Source organism: Rhizobium sp. BK176 (assembly GCF_024808055.1).
The window spans coordinates 1546420-1565461 of the sequence record NZ_JANUBV010000001.1 but is presented as its reverse complement, the minus strand read 5'-3'; the positions used below and the strand labels follow the sequence as shown (position 1 = coordinate 1565461).

The 19042-nt window shown below is 62.1% G+C and carries 15 protein-coding genes; 5 read left to right on the top strand and 10 right to left on the bottom strand.

From position 1 onward, the window contains the following. Window positions 1-4: 4 nt before the first annotated feature. The 5 genes from FHT76_RS08480 to FHT76_RS08460 all read right to left on the bottom strand — a co-directional run bounded on the left by FHT76_RS08480 (window position 5) and on the right by FHT76_RS08460 (window position 4889). A complete protein-coding gene (locus FHT76_RS08480) occupies window positions 5-349 on the bottom strand; it encodes a hypothetical protein (RefSeq protein ID WP_259185386.1) in 345 nt (114 codons plus the stop codon). 36 nt (window positions 350-385) lie between these two features. Beyond that, entirely contained in the window at window positions 386-1375 is a 990-nt protein-coding gene (locus tag FHT76_RS08475) for an AAA family ATPase (protein WP_259185385.1), read from the bottom strand. A gap of 128 nt (window positions 1376-1503) precedes the next feature. Continuing rightward, window positions 1504-2319: an ammonia-dependent NAD(+) synthetase gene (nadE, locus tag FHT76_RS08470; protein ID WP_259185384.1), complete on the bottom strand. Its 816-nt coding sequence runs from the start codon at window positions 2317-2319 to the stop codon at window positions 1504-1506. A 61-nt stretch (window positions 2320-2380) separates the two neighbouring features. Then, complete coding sequence (gene nadE, locus FHT76_RS08465; protein WP_259185383.1) at window positions 2381-4144, bottom strand: NAD(+) synthase; 1764 nt, start codon at window positions 4142-4144, stop codon at window positions 2381-2383. Window positions 4145-4226: 82 nt separating this feature from the next. Continuing rightward, window positions 4227-4889, bottom strand: coding sequence for a DUF6656 family protein (locus FHT76_RS08460; RefSeq protein WP_259185382.1), 663 nt, complete (start codon window positions 4887-4889; stop codon window positions 4227-4229). Between the two features lie 168 nt (window positions 4890-5057). Between FHT76_RS08460 and FHT76_RS08455 the strand changes: the two genes are divergently transcribed. Genes FHT76_RS08455 through FHT76_RS08445 form a run of 3 tightly spaced genes read left to right on the top strand, consistent with a single transcriptional unit; the run spans window position 5058 to window position 12118 of the window. After that, window positions 5058-7715, top strand: a complete 2658-nt coding sequence (locus tag FHT76_RS08455) for a PD-(D/E)XK nuclease family protein (RefSeq protein WP_259185381.1) — start codon at window positions 5058-5060, stop codon at window positions 7713-7715. Next, a complete protein-coding gene (locus tag FHT76_RS08450; protein ID WP_259185380.1) occupies window positions 7712-10996 on the top strand; it encodes an exodeoxyribonuclease V subunit beta in 3285 nt (1094 codons plus the stop codon). Before FHT76_RS08455 ends, FHT76_RS08450 begins: the two co-directional genes overlap by 4 nt. Before the next feature lie 12 nt (window positions 10997-11008). Next, on the top strand, window positions 11009-12118 hold the full coding sequence (locus tag FHT76_RS08445) for a hypothetical protein (RefSeq protein WP_259185379.1): 1110 nt from the start codon (window positions 11009-11011) through the stop codon (window positions 12116-12118). On the opposite strand, the gene FHT76_RS08440 is transcribed toward FHT76_RS08445, so the two are convergent. Beyond that, window positions 12110-12580, bottom strand: coding sequence for a hypothetical protein (locus tag FHT76_RS08440; protein WP_259185378.1), 471 nt, complete (start codon window positions 12578-12580; stop codon window positions 12110-12112). The genes FHT76_RS08445 and FHT76_RS08440 overlap by 9 nt on opposite strands. Window positions 12581-12718: 138 nt before the next feature. Between FHT76_RS08440 and FHT76_RS08435 the strand changes: the two genes are divergently transcribed. Further along, window positions 12719-13945: a hypothetical protein gene (locus tag FHT76_RS08435; protein WP_259185377.1), complete on the top strand. Its 1227-nt coding sequence runs from the start codon at window positions 12719-12721 to the stop codon at window positions 13943-13945. On the opposite strand, the gene FHT76_RS08430 is transcribed toward FHT76_RS08435, so the two are convergent. Then, window positions 13926-14453: a hypothetical protein gene (locus FHT76_RS08430; RefSeq protein ID WP_259185376.1), complete on the bottom strand. Its 528-nt coding sequence runs from the start codon at window positions 14451-14453 to the stop codon at window positions 13926-13928. The genes FHT76_RS08435 and FHT76_RS08430 overlap by 20 nt on opposite strands. Before the next feature lie 104 nt (window positions 14454-14557). Then, window positions 14558-16540, bottom strand: a complete 1983-nt coding sequence (locus FHT76_RS08425) for a thioredoxin family protein (protein WP_259185375.1) — start codon at window positions 16538-16540, stop codon at window positions 14558-14560. Between the two features lie 159 nt (window positions 16541-16699). Here FHT76_RS08425 and FHT76_RS08420 point away from each other — a divergent pair, with 159 nt between their 5' ends. Next, the gene (locus FHT76_RS08420; RefSeq protein ID WP_259185374.1) at window positions 16700-17659 is read left to right on the top strand and encodes a metallophosphoesterase; all 960 of its coding nucleotides are present in this window, start codon (window positions 16700-16702) and stop codon (window positions 17657-17659) included. Here FHT76_RS08420 and FHT76_RS08415 read toward each other — a convergent pair. Further along, on the bottom strand, window positions 17609-18160 hold the full coding sequence (locus FHT76_RS08415) for a hypothetical protein (protein WP_259185373.1): 552 nt from the start codon (window positions 18158-18160) through the stop codon (window positions 17609-17611). The two genes, FHT76_RS08420 and FHT76_RS08415, sit on opposite strands and share 51 nt — an antisense overlap. A gap of 63 nt (window positions 18161-18223) precedes the next feature. Next, window positions 18224-18961 (bottom strand): hypothetical protein, encoded by a 738-nt coding sequence (locus tag FHT76_RS08410; protein ID WP_259185371.1) that lies wholly within the window; start codon window positions 18959-18961, stop codon window positions 18224-18226. Between the last annotated feature and the right edge of the window lie 81 nt (window positions 18962-19042).

Sequence of the window (19042 nt, the reverse complement as noted above, 5' to 3'; positions counted from 1 at the left end):
AGCTCTAAGCGCGCGGTGGAGTGACCGTCTTTCGCTTACGGCCCCGAGGAGCCGCGGTTGCCCGCGCTCCGGCTAGCTCGTTCCACACGAAGAATTCACGCGTCACTCGGCCGACCTTTTGCTGGAAACGGACACCTAATCCGTCAGCGCTCAGCTTCACCACGACAGCCCACTGCCCTGCTCTTGGTCCTCCCACTCTCTCCGGGATCAGCAGGTGATCATCGAGTGCCACTTCCGTCCCGTCTCCGATAGCGTAGGACGGGCGGTTCAGCTCGTCGAGGCGTTCGCGCACCCCGTTGGAAAGGAAACCTTGCGCCAGTGCCTTGGCGAATTCGTCTGCGCTCGACATCTCTTCTCCTCACGCTCCCACGGCATCATTCGCCCGTCAAAATTTCGAGGCTCCGGCTTCCTGGCGATCACGGAGGCTATGAAGCAGAAGGTCTTCGGAGACGACGCAATTATGATCGAGAACGGCGGTCCGCGCGGCATCGCCGACCGCGATCAGCAGTTCCGCCTGGCTAAGGCCGTTGCCTGCGGCGACCACGTTGTCCCAGTCGACCTCGGAAAAGGTGCAACCCCCAACCGACCTCTGGATGACGCGCCTGATGTTGTCATCGGTCGGAAGTCCAAAGTGGAAGGCGGCGTCGAAGCGGCGGAAAATCGCGTCGTCGAGCAACCCTGGATGATTGGTGGCTGCGAGGATGATGCTGTCCGACTGATCCTCTTCCAGCATGACCAGGAGCGAATTCAGCATGCGTCTGGCCTCGCCGACGTCGTCGGATTTCCGGCTGGCGGCAAGAGCGTCGACCTCGTCGAAGAAATAGACGCCGGGCGACTTCTTGATGGCCTCGAAGATAAGCCGCAACTTGCCACCGGTTTCGCCGAGGAATTTGCTGATGACGCCGTCGAGGCGGATTTTGTAAAGCGGCAGGCCGAGTTCACCGGCGATGACGGCAGCGGTCATGCCTTTGCCTGTCCCGGGCGGTCCGGACATCAGGACTTTGCGGCGCACCTCCAGGCCTGCCCGCCTGAGACGGTCGCGCTCCCTGTGTTCGCGCAGGAACCGGGCGATCTTGCCCTGCAGGTTGTCATCGACGATCAGGTCGGTCAGGCGCATGTCGCTGGCGGAGCCGCTCACCAGACCCTGAAGTTCGGAGGATAGAGTGATAGGTAGCCCGATGGGCGTGAAGTTACCCTTCGTCTTGCGGATTTCGGCCTCCGCGTACTTCACCGCTTCCTCGACCTGCGAGGCGACCGTTTCCTTGCCTGCGGCCCTTGCGTCGCATGCGATGGCGGTCGCCACGGAGAAGAAACGCTGGTTGTCGTTCATTCCGAAACTGCGGATCAGCTCGCGGACATGGGAAATCTTTGTCATGAATGGTGTCTCGACGTAGAGCCTGAAGCGGCGTTTTGCATGCCGGTGGTCGAGCGCTGTCGCGACTGGCGTGCAAAACGCCGCTGCGCCAGAGCGAAAGTGACTGGCGCGGCGGCTGGGAGCGTAGATTAAGGGGCGATCGGAAGTTCGCGCTTGTGGCCCGTGGCGCGATAGGCAGCGAGGATTCGTTCCGCCGAGGCCGCGCTGATTTCCTTGCCCTCGAGGAAGTCGTCGATCTCGTTGTAGGTGACGCCGTAGGCGTCTTCGTCGGGCTTCTGCGGAACGTCAGATTCGAGGTCGGCCGTCGGGACCTTGAAGACGAGCGATTCAGGAGCGCCGAGGTGCTTCGCAACGGCGCGGACGCGGCGCTTGTTGAGGCCGGACAGCGGCAGGATGTCGGCAGCGCCGTCGCCGAACTTCGTGTAGAAGCCCATCAGCGCTTCGGCCGCATGGTCGGTCCCGATGACCAGACCGCCGGCCGCGCCAGCGAGAGCGTACTGCGCGATCATGCGCTGGCGCGCCTTGATGTTGCCGAGGTGGAAGTGGTGGCGAGGACCATTGACGAGGTCCGCAGCCTCGACTTGGACGGCGCTCATCATCGCGTCGGCGGCGGGCTTGATGTCGATGGTGACGATGCGGTCGGGCTTGATGGTTTCCAGCGAAAGCTGCGCGTCATGCTCGTCGGCCTGTTCGCCGTAAGGAAGACGGACCGCGATGAACTCGGCTGGGTGGCCCTCGCGCCTCAGGTGTTCCACGGCGCGTTGTGCCAGAAGACCGGCGGTCAACGAGTCGACGCCGCCGCTGATGCCCAGGACCAATGCGCGCGCACCGGACCGGAGCATGTAGTTTACAAGGAAGGCGGTGCGTGCGTCGGCTTCGACAGCGGCGTCGAATTCCTGCCTTACGCCAAGGGTTGCGATGATCGATGTCTGTTCGGCAGTCATTTGATTCTCCATTTGATTAGTCCATGAGACGACGACGCGCCATACCGGTCAACTGGGAGGATCAGGCGAAGTGGCAGGTCAGCGGCATGCGGCGGTCCTTTTTGGTCGGCGACTTGCGGTGGATTTTCGCGCCCGGTGCCGACTGGAAGCGCTTGAACTCGGGGTTCCTGCGTTTTGCGCGGATCATCGCGACGAACTCGACAGGCTCGCCGAGGAGTTCCGCGATCTGTTCGTCGGTCTGACTGACTTTGGCGTCCTCGATTTCCCACAAGACACGGTCGAGGCGCGGATATGGAGGGAGGCTGTCGGTGTCCTTCTGACCCGGCTTGAGTTCCGCCGACGGAGGCTCGTCGATCACTTCGCGCATGGCGGCACGGCAATCCTCGGTCCAGACCGCAGGCGAGCGACCGAAAGTCTGACGCCAGATATGGTCGAAGATCGGGTCGGGATCGATGGCGTGCGCCAAACGCATTTCTGCGAGAGGAAAGACGTCGATGGATTTATAGAGATCGAGCAGCCCGGCCCATCCGGCCCGGAGGTCACCGAAAAGGGTGCCATATCCCATAAGGATTTCGCTCTTGTTGCTGGTTCCGATAAGCGCCAGTTTGCCGCCGGCGTCGTTGGAGATCATCGACAGATGGTTGCCGCGGATTTGAGCTTGCAGGTTCTCGTCGGCGAGGCCGCCCGGGTCGCGCCCGAACGCGCGGCGGAAACTGGCCTTCGCCGCCTCGTATTCTTCGGTAATCGGGATCAACGTGGCCTTGAAGCCCTTGCCCATGCCGCGCGACAGGCGCTCCGCGCGGGTGTTGGAACCGACAGAGGTGTAAGGCGACGGCATCATCGCGGTGTTGACCATGTCCTCGCCGAACGTATCCACGGTCATCGCCGCGATCAGCGACGAGTCCATTCCGCCAGAAAGACCGAAGATCGTTCCAGTGAAGAAGTTTTTCTTGATGTAGTCGTGCATGCCGACGCACGCCATCAGGTAGCGTTCCTGCTGGTCGCTGAGGACCAGCGTCGGCTTGGAGACGACGTTGCGGAAGCCTTTGCCGGCATCGACGAGCGTGACGACCTCGACGCCTTCCTTGCACATCTCCATTTCGTAGAGGGTGCCGTCGGGATCGAGGACGGCCGAGCAACCGTCCCAAACCAAGTCGTCGTTGCCGCCCACCTGGTTCACGTAGACAAGCGGCAAACCCGTTTCCGAAACGCGGTCCTTGAAGACGATCCGACGGAAATTGCCCTTTGCGATGGCGTAAGGGCTGGAATTGATAGAGACGATGATCTCGGCTCCCATCGCGGCGAGTTCGGAGGTGACGTCGGTGAACCAGATGTCCTCGCAGATGCAGAACCCGATCCTGACGATGTCGTCTCCGATCTTGAACTCGAGGACCCTAATTTCTTTGTCGGTTCCCGTCTGTTCAAGACGGCTTTCGAACCAGCGGACATCGTCGAACACGTCGTAGTTCGGGAGGTGGGTCTTGAGATAACTATGGACTTCCTCGCCCTTCGAATACACGACGAGACCGTTGCCCATCTTGTTGCTGACCGCCTTGCCGCGAAGCGGTGTGCCCACCACGATCGTCGTGTCGAGGTCGGCCGAAAGCTGGCGGTAGCGTTCGCACCAGGCGGCCGTGGCGGCCTGGTACTGGGCGTCGAGGAAGTAGTCGCCGGATGCGTAGTTCGTGACGGCGCACTCGGGCAACACGTGGATGTCGGCGTCGAGCGAGCGCTCGATACTCGCCTTGGTCTTGAGAAAGTTCGCTTCGAACGCACCCGTGGTGTAGTTCATCTGGTGCATTGCGATGTTGATATTCCGGGTCATGACTTCCTCGTTTGTCTTTCCGTCTTTCAATCAGGCGACGGCGGGGCGCTTCCGGCAAACGGGGTCCCGCCGCGGCTTTTGTTCAGGCGGCGCGTTTGCCGGAAGCGTTCTGTGCCGCGGCCATCTCGCGCCATTTCTCCGCCTTCACACCGGTACGCATGTGAACCGCGTAATCCAGAGCCTGCTGAGGCTCCGGAGTGATGAAGGCGATCCCGGCGCGGTGGACGCTGCGGTCGATCTTCATCTTGCCGTTGCCGTCGGAGCAGAAGGCCACGCCGAAGAACATCGCGCCGCGGTTGATGTTGTTGCCGTCGAAGAACTTCGCACCCGGTGTCGTGTCGATGCGGGCGTTGAAGTTGGCGAAGTGAAGGCGCACGACGTAGTTCTGGCCGTCGGGCTTTCGGATCGTGATTGCCCCGAAACCGCAATAGCCGAGATGGGGGAGATTCTCCACCAGGCTGATGTAGCGGTAGTGGTCCAGATTGTAGTGGCGCGGCATGCCTTCCGCGAACCAGGTGTAGGCTTCGCTCGCCACCAGGCCGAGGAACCCGTCGGTCAGGTATGCGGCACGCTCCTTGCTGATGTAGTGGCGCTTGGTGCCGGGCGCTGGCGCGCGCTCGGCCGGCATTTCCAGCTTCTTCTGCTCGCCTTTGAGCCACTGCGTTGGCCCAACGAGATCGAACTTCTTCTGCTGCTGACCGCCGACGGTCTGCTCCTTGGAACGATCGTAGTACCTAACAGCCATCTCGACACCCGTCCTTTCAAAGACCTCGCATTACTGGGCGCGGTTTAGCACACCGGAGTCTTCAATTCCAGAGAAAAATTACGAAATTCAAATCAAAAAACGGCTTGGGGTCTTGCATTAAATGCTCACGCGCGTATTTTGCGGACGGATAAACCACGGACTCTCTTTATGATCAAGAAGACTACGATCACCTTCGGAAAGGTCGCTCTCGAAGCGGAACGCGCCAAGCTCGCGAGATCGGGAACGATCGGCGGCCAGGTCATGGCGTTCGAGCACATGGTCGAACGGCTGGCGGGCGGCTTCCTCAAGATCGTGGACATCATGACCTTGCGAGAAACCGTCAAGGCATGCCTAGCCGACGAGGAGACCGATCTCGGAGAACTCGACGTCATCAAATCGATGCCCGGAATGACGACCGCTTGCGCCGACTCGCTGATGGCGTGGTGGATGTCGGGTCTTTGCAATTCTGGCTTCGAACACCAGCCGCGCATGCAGGCTATCTTCGCGCTCGAGGAAGCGGTGGAGCGGCGGCTGCCTCCCCATCTCAGAAAGCCGGCCGACATCGTCGCGATGGCGTGCAGGAAAATCGCGTTCGCGCCGAAAATCCTCGGCGAAGTCACCTTCCTCGGAATGACCGATCTCCATCCCGTCTGGCGGCCCGTCCTCGAGGCGATGGCCTGTCTCGACGGCTACGGATTTTCATGGGACGGCGGTCCCTACCCCGTTCCAGAATGGCTGAAAGGCTTCCCCTACGGCGAGGTGAAGCGCATCGAGCGTACCGCCGAGAAACCCTCCCTGATCGCCGAGACGGCATCCGACGCGCGTCACGAAGTCCTCGAAGCTCTTCGTTGGGCCGTCGAACTGCTGGCGGCCGGCCACAAGGGCGAGGACATCGCCATCGCGGCCGTGTCCACGGGAGCGTACGAGGGTATCGTCCACACAATCGCCCGTGACAGCGACATCGAAATCCACATGCCGAACGGCATTCCCGCGTTGCAGACGCAGACGGGCCAGGAATGCGCGGCGCTTGCCGATATCCTCATCCGTGGCATCTCCCACAAGCGCGTGCGCCGTCTTTACGAGGTGGCGGCTAAGAGTAGGGCCTTCGAAGGCATTCCGGAGAACTGGGTGAAGCGCATTCCGCAGGACTCGTCGCTGCTCACGGTGGAGCGCTGGAAGCGCCTGCTGGCGCGCAACGACATGGCGGACGTCAAGCCATGCCTCGAAGCGGTCATCGACGGCGTTTCGAAGGGCGTGCAATACGCGGAAGAGGCCGGCCCGCTGTTCCTGTCCGAAGACGCGCAGCGGCTGTGGACCCGCGCCTTGCGCAGCGGTCCCGCCAGCGCGCTCGATCAGACCCTGCGTGGCATGCGGGTATCCACCAAGGGAACCGCTCTCGACAAAGTCTGCTTCATGTCGGCCCGTGACCTCGTGGCGGCACCCAGACGTTTCGTCCGTCTGCTTGGCCTCACCTCGCGTCAGTGGCCGCGACGGGACGGAGAAGACAGGCTGATCCCGAACTACATCGTCCCGACACGGCAGCTGTCCCCGATGTCGGTCTCGGAGATCGATCGCCGCGACTTCCATTCGATCTTGTCGACCACGGCGGAAAAGGTTGTCTTCTCGTGGCCCCGCATGGACGGAAACGGCAGGGAACTTCGTCCGAGTACGCTGGTGCCTTCCGCACTCGTGTCCGCGGCGACCCGCCTCGACCGCGCCCGCAAGACGCGCTACGCGATCTCCGAGGGCGACCGTCTGTTCATGCGCACCTCCGAGTTCGCGGACAGCAAGGCGGCCAAGCGCGCGAAGGCCGCTTCGGTGAACTGGTTCCGTCCGAGCCTGACGGCACATGACGGTCTTATCACTCCGAACCACCCCCGCATCGAAGCCGTCTTCGGGCAGGTCCAGTCGGCGACATCGCTCCAGAAGATGATCCGCGATCCGCTCGGTTTCGTGTGGCGCTACGCTCTCGGCTTCAACGCTCCTGAATTCGACGACGAGCCGATCCTCGTGGATGCCCGTGTCTTCGGCAACGTCGTTCACGCGATCCTCAAGCTGGCGGTCGAGAAGCTCAACCGCAAGGGCGGCTTCACCCGCGCGGCGCAAGCGGTCGTCAAGATGGAAGTCCACAAGGCCCGCCTCGAGGTCGGCCAGCGGATGGAGCAGAACCAGCCGGTCCCGCCGACCCTTGTCTGGTCCCAGACACTGGACCGCGCCGAAGACATCGCGGCGCGCACCCTCATGTTCGACTACGGCATGCCGGAAGACACCGTCAGCTTCGCGGAAATTCCCTTCGGCGATCAGCGCGAATGGATTCCCGAGGACCTGCCGTGGGCGGTCGACAAGCCCGTCTTCATTCCGGGAACCAACATCCGCATCCGCGGCAGCCTCGACCGCCTCGACCTGTCCGCGTCGACGTCGCTTGCGAACGTCCTCGACTACAAGACAGGAAAGACACCCAAGAACCCAGAGCAGATGGGCATCAACGGCGGCCTCGAACTCCAGCGCGCGCTTTACGGGTTCACCGTCGAAACGCTGCTCGACGGATGCGAACAGATCGTCGCCGCCCTCTACTACCCGCTGACGGACACCTACGTGCCGATGGACGACATCAAGAGCCATATGGCCGAGGTGTCGGCCGCCGTGGCGACCGCGCAGGAGACGCTCCGCGCGGGCCACGCCTTCCCCGGCATCGGCGCGGCCGAAGAATACAACGACATGATGTTCGGCTTCCCGGCGCGGGCGACCAGCGTCTATCTCGCCGAGAAAATGCAATTGATCGGGCCGGAACACGAAGGCCTCAGGAAGGTATGGGAAACGCCATGAACCAGCTCGTAGACCAGGCTGCCCGCCTCGTCGCCCTGACTGACCTCGACAAGTCATACCTGTTCGAAGCAGGGGCAGGCAGCGGCAAGACCTCTCTTCTGGCGGGCCGTGTCGTCGGACTGATGGTGAAGGGCGTCAAGCCGGCGAACATCGTGTCGGTGAGCTTCACCGAACTCGCCGCATCGGAACTCCTCGGTCGAATTTTCGATTTCGCGACGGGTCTCGCGGAGGGGCGGGTTCCTGCTGACATCAAGCAGGCCTATCCGAACGGCGTGAAGGGCAAGCAGCTTGAAAACCTGCGCTCCGCTATCGACACCATCGGCGACATGACCTGCACGACCATCCACGGCTTTTGCCAGAAGCTGCTGCGACCCTATCCTGTCGAAGCGGGTATCGACCCCGGCGCGTCCATTCTTGATCCCGACGACGCGATCCTGATTTTCGAGGACGTGCTGCGCAAGTGGATGCGCGAGCGCCTCTCCGGTCACGACATGGAACTCGACATCATCACCGCCATGGTCGGTCATGATCCGGCGCAGGCCGTGGCGGCGATCGAGGCCGTCGCCCACCGCCTGCGCAGCAATCCCGACCTGTGCTCCGCCGAAGTCTTCTTCACGCCCGACGCAGTCCAGCCGTTCGTGAACGCCGTCGAATCCTTCCAGGCGTGGACCGCCGTGCACGCCGACGCGCCTGCCGAACACGTCGCCATGTCGGAAGCATGGGCGAAGGTCGCCCGCGACGTCGCGGGGATCGCCGACAAGAAGCCGCATGTCGCCGTCGTCGCTCTCGGTGCACTCACTCCGGGCGATGCCGTCGTCGTCAAGACGGGTGGATATCGCAAGTACCGTCTCAAGACCGCATGGAAAGCCGTCAGCAAGGCGGACTGCGATCGTCTGAACGAGGAAGGCAACACCTACTACAGCGCTTGCTGTGACGCATTCGAGGCGTTGAGGGGCGTTGCCGCGGCAGCGGGCCTGAAAGACCTCGAGACGGCGGTTCGTCCTGTCCTGTCCAAGTACGACGAATACAAGCGCGAGTCCGCGCTGCTGGATTTCGACGACCTTCTCTACAGGACCCGCAGTCTTCTCAAACAGCACGAAGGCGTACGTCAGTCGCTGCGCGATTGGTACACCCACATCCTCGTCGACGAGTTCCAGGATACAGACCCTGTTCAGACCGAGATTTTCAAGCTGCTGAGCTTCGAGATTTTCGAAGGCGTCGAGCGGCCGCGACCGGGCGCGATCTTCTTCGTCGGCGACCCCAAGCAGAGCATCTACAGGTTCCGCGGGGCCGACGTGTCAACCTACGTGACGATGCGCGAGCTGATGCGATTGGTCGATCCCAATTCCGTCCGCTCGATCTTCGTCAACTTCCGCTCCACCTCGGGTATCATCGACTTCGTCAACGCCGCTTTCGAAAAACCTCTGGCCGAGCCACGCCAGCCAGGGTTTACGGCGCTTGCGTCCCATCGCGGCGCGGGTCTTCCGGGGCCGGCCGTCATGAAATACGCCGTTAACCCAGACGGAGGGGTCGACGACCGCCGAAAGCAGGAAGCAGATAACATCGCCGACGCGGTCTTCCATCTGATCACCAACCACCGGATCGCGACGAAAGACGGCAATGACCGCCCGTGCGTGGCGGGCGACATCGCGCTTCTTGCGCCCGTCAACACCAGCCTCTTCTGGCTCGAGAACGCGCTCGAGGATCGTGGCATTCCCGTCTCTACTCAGGCCGGCAAGGGCCTCTTTCAGCAGCAGGAGATCAAGGACCTGATCGCGCTGACCAGGGTGCTTGCGGACCATCGCGACACGCTGGCGCTCGGCGCGCTGCTGCGCGGCTCGTTCTTCGGTTACACCGACGACGAGCTGCTCGACATTTCGGCCGCCCTGCCCCCGACGGAAGACGGGAAACTGCCCTTCCTGACGCTCCAGACCACACCGTCCGACATCAAGGACTCGACGCTCGCGGACACCGTCGCGCAGCTGGCTTCCATGCGGACGTCCGCCACCTACACGACGCCGTTCGACACGCTTTGCCGCGCCATCGACATGTTCGACATCCGCCCCAAGACCCGCAACCGCGACCAGTCGAACGCGTCGCGCCGTCTCGCCAACATCGAGCGCTATCTCGATCTCAGCCGCGCATTCGACGTTCGCGGCATGCGCGCCTTCTCCGATTCGATGCGCGAGAAGTGGGAGAACGCCGAGCGGGTGCAGGAAGGCAAGCCGGGCGGACTCGAGAATTCGGTCTCGATCATCACCATCCACTCGTCCAAGGGCCTTGAGTGGCCGGTCGTGTTCACCGTCAACTGCGCGACCGAGTTCAACAACAAGCAGACGATGTTCTCGGACATCAGGGGCAACGGCTTCGCCATGAAGTTCCTCAAGCAGAAGCCGACTGGCTTCGAGGCGTTCGTGGCCGAGTGCCGCACCGAGGACCACGCCGAACGGGTGCGTCTGATGTATGTCGGCCTGACCCGCGCCCGCGACCTTCTGGTGGTTCCCGATATCCCGTCGCGGGCCGACGTCAAGGCATGGTCCGATCTCGTGGACCACGGCCTCGACGCGCTGCCGTACCTCGATGCCCCCAAGGGCGCGGCTCCGATCAAGACAATGCTCGAAAACGGCCCGACGGTCACCAAGGAACAGCATCGGGACATCCTTGACGGGATCGACGCCAACCGGACCGTCGTCAAGAAGCGCGTGCCGTCCAGCCACGAGTTCCATCTCGGTTTCAGCGAGACGGTCTCGTTCGACGACATGCTTTCCGCGGTTCCCGATCTCAACCCCTATGCCGGTATCGAAGGCGGTGTCGAGCGCGGTAACGTCCTCCACAAGCTGATGGAGGAAATCCTGACGGGTGAAACCGACGAGAAAGACGTCGAGGACCGCGCGCGGGAATTGATCGAACAGGTCGCCGCGGCCGCCGTCGGCAAAGTCCCGGAACTCCACGCGCGGGAGATCGCCGACTGCGTCAACCGCACCTTGGCGCTTCCGCAGATTGTTGCAATTCGGCCTCGGCTCGTTCCTGAAATGGGGACATCCGGTTCGAGGCGGGAAGGAAACGTTGAAATCCTCACCATGGGCGTGTCAGATGCCATGGCATTCGATCAGGGCAAGGCAGATGTCGTGGTGGACTGGAAGGGGGACCTCCGTCCGTCGACGCAGACTGTCGGCATGTACGAAGACCAGGTCGGTGACTACGTGAAGATGACGGGTGCCAATCGCGGCCTGATCGTCTTCATGTCCACGGGCAAGGTGGTCGAAGTTCGTGCAGCGTAGGGGGTAGGCGTAATGAGTGGACGGAACGTCGGATTTTCGACGAAGGAAGCGGTAGCGTCCATCATGGGCGCGTTCCGCGACCGCCATGGGGTCGAGGAAGAAAAAGCTTCCATCGCGAGGATCGGCGTCAAAGTCTCTTCGACCCTTATCACGGGCCTTCCTTCCGGATATTCCCTGCATGAGCTTTCCAGCGAAAGCGACCTTTTCACCGAGACGGCCCGCTGGCGTCTCGGAACGCCGGAACAGGCGGCGCTCGCTCGCGCCAAGGGACAACGGGCATTCTCCATCCGCTCGTCGGTCGGCATCAGCGAGTTCATCATGCTCGTGGACGCCGTGCATCCGGCCGTCGTCTCGATCGTAACCCAGATCGGCACCGTCTCCGCCATACCGAACCCGTGCCATGTCGGCCGCGCGCTCGTCGCCAAAGGCATATCCATCGACCAGCACCTCCATCGTTTCGCGGCGATCCGCGACAAGGAGGGGAGGAAGCACTTCATCGACGCCTGCCCCGACAAGATCGAGCTCGCAACGAACAACTACATCCACAGCACCGATCCTGCCGCCCTTCCCAAAGTGATCGTGGCCGACGGCGACTTCCATCTCATCGACACGGCGATCTCACGCAACGCCGTCAGCGCCAACGTGCGAGGCAGCCTCGGATTTCGCAACGTGACCGGACTGACGGTCCCGTCCCACCTCAACGTCGGCGTCGATCTCAGCCTGCAGATGTCGGACGCTGACCGCCTGCCCATGCGCTTCAGCGTCGGGCGCGATCTCGACATCGGCCTCACGCGGGTAACGGAGTTCCCCGACACGTTCCATGTCGGCCGCAACATCATCGCGAACGGCGCGTCGATATCGCGCCTGCGTGGCGGTCTGACCGTCAACGGAAATCTGGACCTGCGTGACTGTCCCCTCAAGGAAGTGGCTTGGGGCCTGGAAGTGCGCGGCGACCTCAACCTCGCCGGAACGAAGATCAAGGCGGTGCCGGGCGATTGCGCCGTCGGGGGCAACCTGATGGTCGAAGAGGGCGTCGTCGTTCCCTCCACAGTCAGGCTCGGCGGCAAGCTCATGTATGCCCGTCCGTATGGCTACGAAACGGTGCGACGCCCGTCAAATTGAAGGGGCTGGGAGGCGCTCGTGAGGGCGGGTTTCGTCGCTCGGGGCGATGTCGTCAGTCGCCTCGTATTTCGCCTTGAGCTGCCTGATGTCGTCGAGGACGGCTTTGAGAAAATGGATCAGGGCTTTCTTTTCGGTTCGCTCCGAGGTCATCGGATAACCGGTGGCTCCCTCTACCAAAGCCAGCATGCGCCGCATCTCGTGGAACAGCGACTTGTCGAGGTGGTCCGTGGCGCGGAAGGTCAGCCGTCTTTCGATGAAGTCGCCGAGGATGGCCGTATCCTTCTTGTCGAGGTCGTGGTCGCCCCTGCTTTGCTTGGCAGCCTGGATTCCCGCCTTGTAGCCGATATAGCGGACGAGGAGGGCAACATGCTTGGCGGCCACGTGCTGCTGGCGCGCGGGAGCCTTCGCGGGATCGATCCCGACGAGGACGAGCATGTTCGCGACTTCCGAGTTCCTGACCATCGTTTCCAACGCCGTAGCTTGATCCGATCGTCCGCCGCCGCTCCGCATTGTTCAAGCAACGAGGCCGGACGGTGGTCGGCCGTTGTGAAATTCCTGTCGCACCCATAGCGTTGGCTCAACAAAGCGAGACACGAAGACATGCGGTTAGAATTTCGACATCCGGCCATTGCCAGGGGCATCCATCAGCGCACGTTGCTCGAACGGACCATGGTCGGGATGGTCTCCACCCCTGTGGAAATTCCCGATCTCTCCAGGGAGGACGTCGTGAAGGCCTTCGAGATCGAAGGATCGGACCCCGAGGACGACTACGAAATCGTCCAGCATGACGGCTTGCTCTATCGCGAGGCGGCGTTCGATATCACCGAACTGCTCGGAGACACGGTTAGTTTTCCCGACATGCACGACAGGTTCGACCTCAAGCGGAATCCGTTTCGACCGCTCGGCGATGCCCTGGCGACGAGGATCAGGGAGATCGTCGACGCGGGAGATGTCGGCTCGCTCTTTCCAGCGCCAAGGTCGTCCATGGTGTACGACCGTAAAGAGCCACCGAGCCACGCGATTCTTCCGTACCTGTCGAGGTCAAACCCGATGCCTTCGACCGCCGACTCCCAGGAAGTCGAGTCGTGGCGCGAGGCGGCGCGGCGGTTCTTCTCCAACTTCATCCTGGTCGACGGCCGCACCTACAGCCGCACGGGAATTCCGCTGTACTGCGCCGGAAACACGAGGATACAGCCGGCTTCGACGAACGTTTACCAGAGATACCTCGACACCGTCCTGCCATCGCCATACGGCGGCACGCGCCCGGGACACAGTTTCCGCCATCTTCTCGGTGTCATGGTGCAGACTTCAGAATGGAACGAGGCCAGACGCATAAGGAGGGACATGGCGAAGATCACCGAGCAGAAAGGTCCAATGCTGGACAGCCCAAGGATCGTCAGCCATGTCGACGTCCACGTCGAAGACCTCGAACGCCTGGAAATGCTCAGGATCGCGAAAATCCACCTGTGGGAAGCCAGGGACTCGTTGCGCGATTTCGAGATGAAGTGGGGACAAACAGCCTTCGAGAGGGCGACGAGCAATCCGGCATCGGAGCAAAGCATCCTTGGTGCGGCTGCTGTTCGTCTGCGGCAGGCGCTGGATGCTCATGAACTCCACGGGGCTGATGTGGACGTCGTCGAAAGTGGGCTCAGGGCGATCGCACCGCTCACCATGAAGAGCCGGCTTGTTCATCACAGTAATACCGTGGAAAAACAGGCTCGCTGCAAATGCCTCGATGTCATGACGAAGATCGCGTTCGAGCGTTTCGAAGCCAAGCCGATCGATGTCCCGATCTTTTCAAGGCAGGTCACGCCGCCGAAGCCGTAACCTGCCTTGTCAGGTCGGCGAGCGGTATCATGCTCATGATCTTGCCGTCGGGAAACCTCGCGATGAAGGTCTCCGCGAAGTCACCGATCCGGACGGCCTCGTTGATCTTGCGACGGGAAGCGACGAGTTTTTGATTGTCCCATTCGCCCTTCAGACCCGTCTCCCAGAAGCTCCGGAAGGCGTGGCTGCTCGTTCGCAGGAGAATGCGGTCGTCCGGCTCGTCCTGGTAGACAGGCTTCGTCTCGTCGACCATGGTTCCGAACCCGTCGGCCTTCCGATAACGGCGATGCATCGTGGTCACGAAGGCCAAACCCTTGCGGTCGATCTTGAACCGGACACCAAGCTGGAACGAGGTGCCGTTTCTGCTGACGGAAATGCCGATGTTCGAGATGCCTCGGCTCAGAAGACCGTGGACTGTGACGTCAGGGAGACTACGGGAAATGACGACGCGCGCGAGTCCGCCGAGCATCTGCCCGGGAAATAGGACCCGATCGTCGAGCATCATCATTCGCACGCCATGCTCCCATTCATTCGGGACCTAGAAGTTGAGTGGAACCTACCCTGGCAATCGTTAAGCGTTCGTTAATTGAAGACCCCAATTTCTCTGATACATCAGCGTTTCAAGGCCTTTCCGACCTCACCTGGGGTGAGTATTTCGGGGAGGATCGTCCCCCTGTTCGCGTCTGGGGTGTATATAACGGTGAACGGAATGCCGAAGCGCCCGTTTTCCTTGAGGAATTCGGAAATCACAGGATCGGGGCGCGTCCAGTCGGCCTTCATGGCGACCGCAGACCGATTGACCAAACTCACTGTCGCGTCGTCACGCCATGTCGTCCGGTCGTTGACCTTGCAGGTGATGCACCAATCCGCCGTCATGTAGACGAGGACGGTCTTGCCTTCGGCTACGAGTCCTTGGATTTCGCCGGGACGGAAGCTCGTCCACGCGATGCCGTCGGACTGGCTGAAAGACATCTTGTCGACCATGATCGGACCGGAGAAGGAAAGCGCCGCGAGCATGACGAAGATGCCCCTGCCCCGCTTTCCGCTGTCGGCCCATCGGATGGAAGCGCCGACGATGGCACCGAAGGACAGCGAGAACACGACCACCGACACGGCCACGCTCCAGACGGACGAAAGGGTGAGTGCCAGCCAGCCGGCGGTCGCGAAGAGTGCGAGCGACAGCAACAGACGCGCCTTCTGCATCCAAGCGCCCGGCTTCGGCAGCAGACGTGACAGGCCGGGAGTGAGGGCGATCAAGAGATAGGGGAAGGCCATGCCAACGCCCATGGCCGCGAAGATGGCGATGATCGACCACGTTCCCGCCGCAAGCGCGAATCCGACGGCCGTGCCGACGAACGGGGCCGAGCAAGGGGTGGCAAGCAGGGTGGCGACGAACCCCTGGGCAAGGGAAGCGCCGAAGCCGTGGCCGTCGGTCAGATTGGTGGCCTTCGTCGCGACGCCTTGCGGGAGCGCGATCTCGAACAGCCCTGCTGTCCCGAGCGCGAAGGCGAGGACGACCACCGTCATCGTCGAGAGGAAGGCGGGGTTCTGGAACTGGATGCCCCAGCCGATCTCCGCGCCTGCCGCCTTCATGCCCGCCAGCACGGCCGCGATAGTGAGGAATGACCCGATGATGCCAAGGGACGAGGCCGCGAACCCGATCCTGACCGCCCTGGTGTCGCCAGCGGTCAACGCCATCAGCTTCAGCGACAGGACAGGGAAAACGCAGGGCATGACGTTGAGGACGAGGCCGCCGAGGAAGGCTGTCAGGATCATCGACCAATCGAAAGCGGGGGTGGTCACGGGTCTGTCGAAGGTCGCGGTGACGGCCTGACCGTCGGCGGTGGCGACGAACTCCAGCGATCCGGACTTCTCGAACTTCCCGTCCTGCGGGGTGACGACAAACCGGGTCTGCGTGGCGCTAAGGCGTTCGGCGTCGACCGTGTATGGCAAGTTGTCGGCGTTGGAGACGTGGAGCCAACCGGATGCGATGGGAGATGCCGACGTGACGTCGACCGAAAGGCGGCCGCCTGCGAGGCTTTCGGGTTGGCCTATCCGAAGCGCCTCGGACGCATTCCTCGGCACCCGCTTCAGCCACTCGGCGATCCTGCGCTGTTCAGACGGCGATGAAGACCCGGGCTTCACCGATGCGGTCAACTTGCGCTCGAAAGCCGCGCAGTAGTCCTTGCAGGCGTAGACCCGCAGGGATAGATCGACATCGATGTCCTTTGCCTTGTCGCCGGGACGGACGAGGATCGGTAGGATCACGCGGTGGAGGTAGCCGTTGGTCTGCCAATTTGGTTCGCCAGGCACCGTCGGCGTTTCGATCTTTTGTGGAGCTGGCCACTTCACCTCCAGAGAACCGAGGTTGGACGAGGCGGAACTGTCGATTTCAGGGCCGAAGCCGCCCTCGCCCGCCGTCTTCCAGTAAGTGTGCCAACCGTCGGGCATGCCGATCTCGAGGCCGAGCAAGGCGGTCCCGGTGCTACCGCTGTAGCCCCCATCGACGAGCCTGATGTCTAGCGGGTCTTCGGCGCGCGCCTGGAGCGAGAAAAGGGAAGTCACGAGTACGATGACGGCGGCCAGAAGACGCATGTCGTGTCCTTGAGAAATGCGAGGTCTCGTAAAAACGCTATGGTGCGTTTCGGTGTCTTCGATATATTATGAAGCTGCAAAAGAAATGGAAACCCCAAAGCGGGGAGACCTGTGCGATCACGGTCATTTGACGCCCCCGCTCCAGAACGAAAGACAGACATGGAATACGATATCATCGGAGATATCCACGGCCACTCCGAGCCGCTCATCAAGCTTCTCACCGATCTCGGCTACGTCGAGCGTGGCGGTGCGTTCAGAAGCCCCGATCCAAACCGCATGGCGATCTTCCTCGGCGACATCATCGACCGAGGCCCCGACCAGCTCGGATCGATCGACATCGTGCGTCGCATGATGGACGCGGGAACCGCGCACTGCCTCATGGGCAACCACGAACATGCCGCTATCGGATGGCTGCTTCCCGACCCACTCAATCCCGGGGAGTTCATGCGCGTCCACAGCGACAAGAACTTCCGCCAGCACAGCGTCTTCCTCGGCCAGATCGGCTCCGACCAGACCCTCAAGAAGGACCTCTCGCGCTGGATGGAAAGCCTGCCGCTTTATCTCGATCTTCCAGGCATCCGCTGCGTCCACGCCTGCTGGCAGCCGGAAGTGATCGAAGACGTCCGTCGCCTTTCACGCGGCACGGGCCTGCTTTCCGGCCAGATGCTGTTCGACAGCTATCGGAAGGGCCACGAGACCCGTGAACAGGTCGACATCACGATCCGCGGACGCGAGGTAGACCTTCCAGAAGGCGTCAGCTTCATCGACGGGGACGGCGCGGAACGCGACAAGTCGCGCGTGCGCTGGTGGCAGGGTGAAACTCCCCAGAAGCTCCGCGACCTGATCGTCGACGATATCGACACGGACGCGGACGTCGACGCCACCGACATCTTCGTCAATCTGGAAGATTCCGATCCGCGCCCGGTCTTTTTCGGGCATTACTGGATGCAGGGGTCGCCACGTCTGATGACCGACAAGGCTGCCTGCCTCGACTTCTCGGTCGCGGCGGGCGGCGAGCTCTGCGCCTACAGTTGGCGCGGCGAACCGGTCCTCACCCCCGACAACCTGTCATGGGTTTCGAACCGCTTCGAGATCAAGCACGGCGTGAAATTTGGATAAGTCCGCACGGTCGCCGCGGTCTTCGAACTGCGGTACGTGATACTCCTTGGCCACCTCGAAGAGCTTCCGGCCCTTCGGGGTGATCCCGAAATATTTCTCCCCGCCGCTCTCGCTTCTCTGCTCGACGAGATCGAGGTGCCAGAGCCTCGCGGCCGTCTTGCGCGCCTCGGCGTCGACAGGACGGTCTCCGGCGATGGCCGCGAACAGGTCCTTCTGCGTGAAAATCCGGTGTGAGTGGGCATACCCGAGCGCCGACAGATGCCGTGGCGACTGGATGAAGTGGAACTGCTCGACGTCCAGCCGTGGAGCGTGCGGGACGAGCCAGTCCTGGTTGCCCCATGTTTCGTAGGATGCCCTGCCCTGCCTGACATACGAGCGCATGAACTGCGAGGCCTTGGCAGCGGGGACATTCACGAGGATATCGCGCGGGCGCATCGGGAAACCGGTTTCCAGCGCGGTGTCGAACAGCGAGAAAGCCTGCTTTTCATTTATCACCGACATTGATGCAGCGTTCCCCGCGACAGACGGGAAAGGAAGTAGCGGCAACGCCGATTCCCGTCAACCTCAGGCGGCGGTCCGCTTGCTGGCGGCGATCCTCGCCTCGATGTCCGCCATGATCGCTCGCGCCGGGAGGCCGTCATAGGTGGACGCGTCCGAAAACTCGAACACCCTGCCCGGGACAGCCTCGGCCCGGATCAGGAGGTGCGCGGGATAGAGCCTACGATCAGCACCATGTCCGTGCATGACTTCGACGCGGTCGATCAACTCGTAGGGAATGATGTCGTGATATGGTTCGAAATATTCCCGCCCGAAGCGGGGAACGTAGATTCCAGCCTTCCCGACACCCCATGCGTGGGTTGCGCCGATCGAAACGCGCTCCCGCATCCATGGAAAGTAGCCTGTGAACGGAAGTCCCAGAACGCCGAGGAACGAGGAGAGGAAGCCGCCACGCGCGTTGTACTCGTAGACCATGGCGAAGAAGGTGGCGTAGGCGGCGAACGCGAAACCGTTGATGGCTCCGACGATCGTGGGGTGGAACGATCCGAGCGCGAGAGACGAGAGGTATGCGACAGACGCGGCGGTCATGACCGTGGCCAGAACGCACAGACGCCCGATCCAACGCGGGGCATTGGCGCTGATGTCATCGCGGGTCCAGGTCGCGGAAGCCCAGGCGATATCGATTGAATGTCTGGAGCCGGTGATCACGTAGTCGATCGTGTCTCCAGAGTACTTCGTGTCGTCCGCAAGCCTGCGCTCCGCTTCCTTGCGGCCGGCCAGCAGATCGGCGCGGATACTCGCCATTCCGATTTTCGTGACACCCGGAAAAGCCAGGTCATCAAATCCCGCATTCTGATTGGTCATGCCACACCTTGGTCTGAAGTC

What these genes read in the sequence shown, in the direction of transcription:
- FHT76_RS08450 (WP_259185380.1), top strand. Translation starts at nt 7,712, where the DNA reads ATGAACCAGCTCGTAGACCAGGCTGCCCGCCTCGTCGCCCTGACTGAC.
- FHT76_RS08425 (WP_259185375.1), bottom strand. Translation starts at nt 16,540, where the DNA reads ATGCGTCTTCTGGCCGCCGTCATCGTACTCGTGACTTCCCTTTTCTCG.
- nadE (WP_259185384.1), bottom strand. Translation starts at nt 2,319, where the DNA reads ATGACTGCCGAACAGACATCGATCATCGCAACCCTTGGCGTAAGGCAG.
- FHT76_RS08420 (WP_259185374.1), top strand. Translation starts at nt 16,700, where the DNA reads ATGGAATACGATATCATCGGAGATATCCACGGCCACTCCGAGCCGCTC.
- FHT76_RS08460 (WP_259185382.1), bottom strand. Translation starts at nt 4,889, where the DNA reads ATGGCTGTTAGGTACTACGATCGTTCCAAGGAGCAGACCGTCGGCGGT.
- FHT76_RS08475 (WP_259185385.1), bottom strand. Translation starts at nt 1,375, where the DNA reads ATGACAAAGATTTCCCATGTCCGCGAGCTGATCCGCAGTTTCGGAATG.
- FHT76_RS08480 (WP_259185386.1), bottom strand. Translation starts at nt 349, where the DNA reads ATGTCGAGCGCAGACGAATTCGCCAAGGCACTGGCGCAAGGTTTCCTT.
- nadE (WP_259185383.1), bottom strand. Translation starts at nt 4,144, where the DNA reads ATGACCCGGAATATCAACATCGCAATGCACCAGATGAACTACACCACG.
- FHT76_RS08445 (WP_259185379.1), top strand. Translation starts at nt 11,009, where the DNA reads ATGAGTGGACGGAACGTCGGATTTTCGACGAAGGAAGCGGTAGCGTCC.
- FHT76_RS08410 (WP_259185371.1), bottom strand. Translation starts at nt 18,961, where the DNA reads ATGGCGAGTATCCGCGCCGATCTGCTGGCCGGCCGCAAGGAAGCGGAG.
- FHT76_RS08415 (WP_259185373.1), bottom strand. Translation starts at nt 18,160, where the DNA reads ATGTCGGTGATAAATGAAAAGCAGGCTTTCTCGCTGTTCGACACCGCG.
- FHT76_RS08455 (WP_259185381.1), top strand. Translation starts at nt 5,058, where the DNA reads ATGATCAAGAAGACTACGATCACCTTCGGAAAGGTCGCTCTCGAAGCG.
- FHT76_RS08430 (WP_259185376.1), bottom strand. Translation starts at nt 14,453, where the DNA reads ATGATGATGCTCGACGATCGGGTCCTATTTCCCGGGCAGATGCTCGGC.
- FHT76_RS08440 (WP_259185378.1), bottom strand. Translation starts at nt 12,580, where the DNA reads ATGGTCAGGAACTCGGAAGTCGCGAACATGCTCGTCCTCGTCGGGATC.
- FHT76_RS08435 (WP_259185377.1), top strand. Translation starts at nt 12,719, where the DNA reads ATGCGGTTAGAATTTCGACATCCGGCCATTGCCAGGGGCATCCATCAG.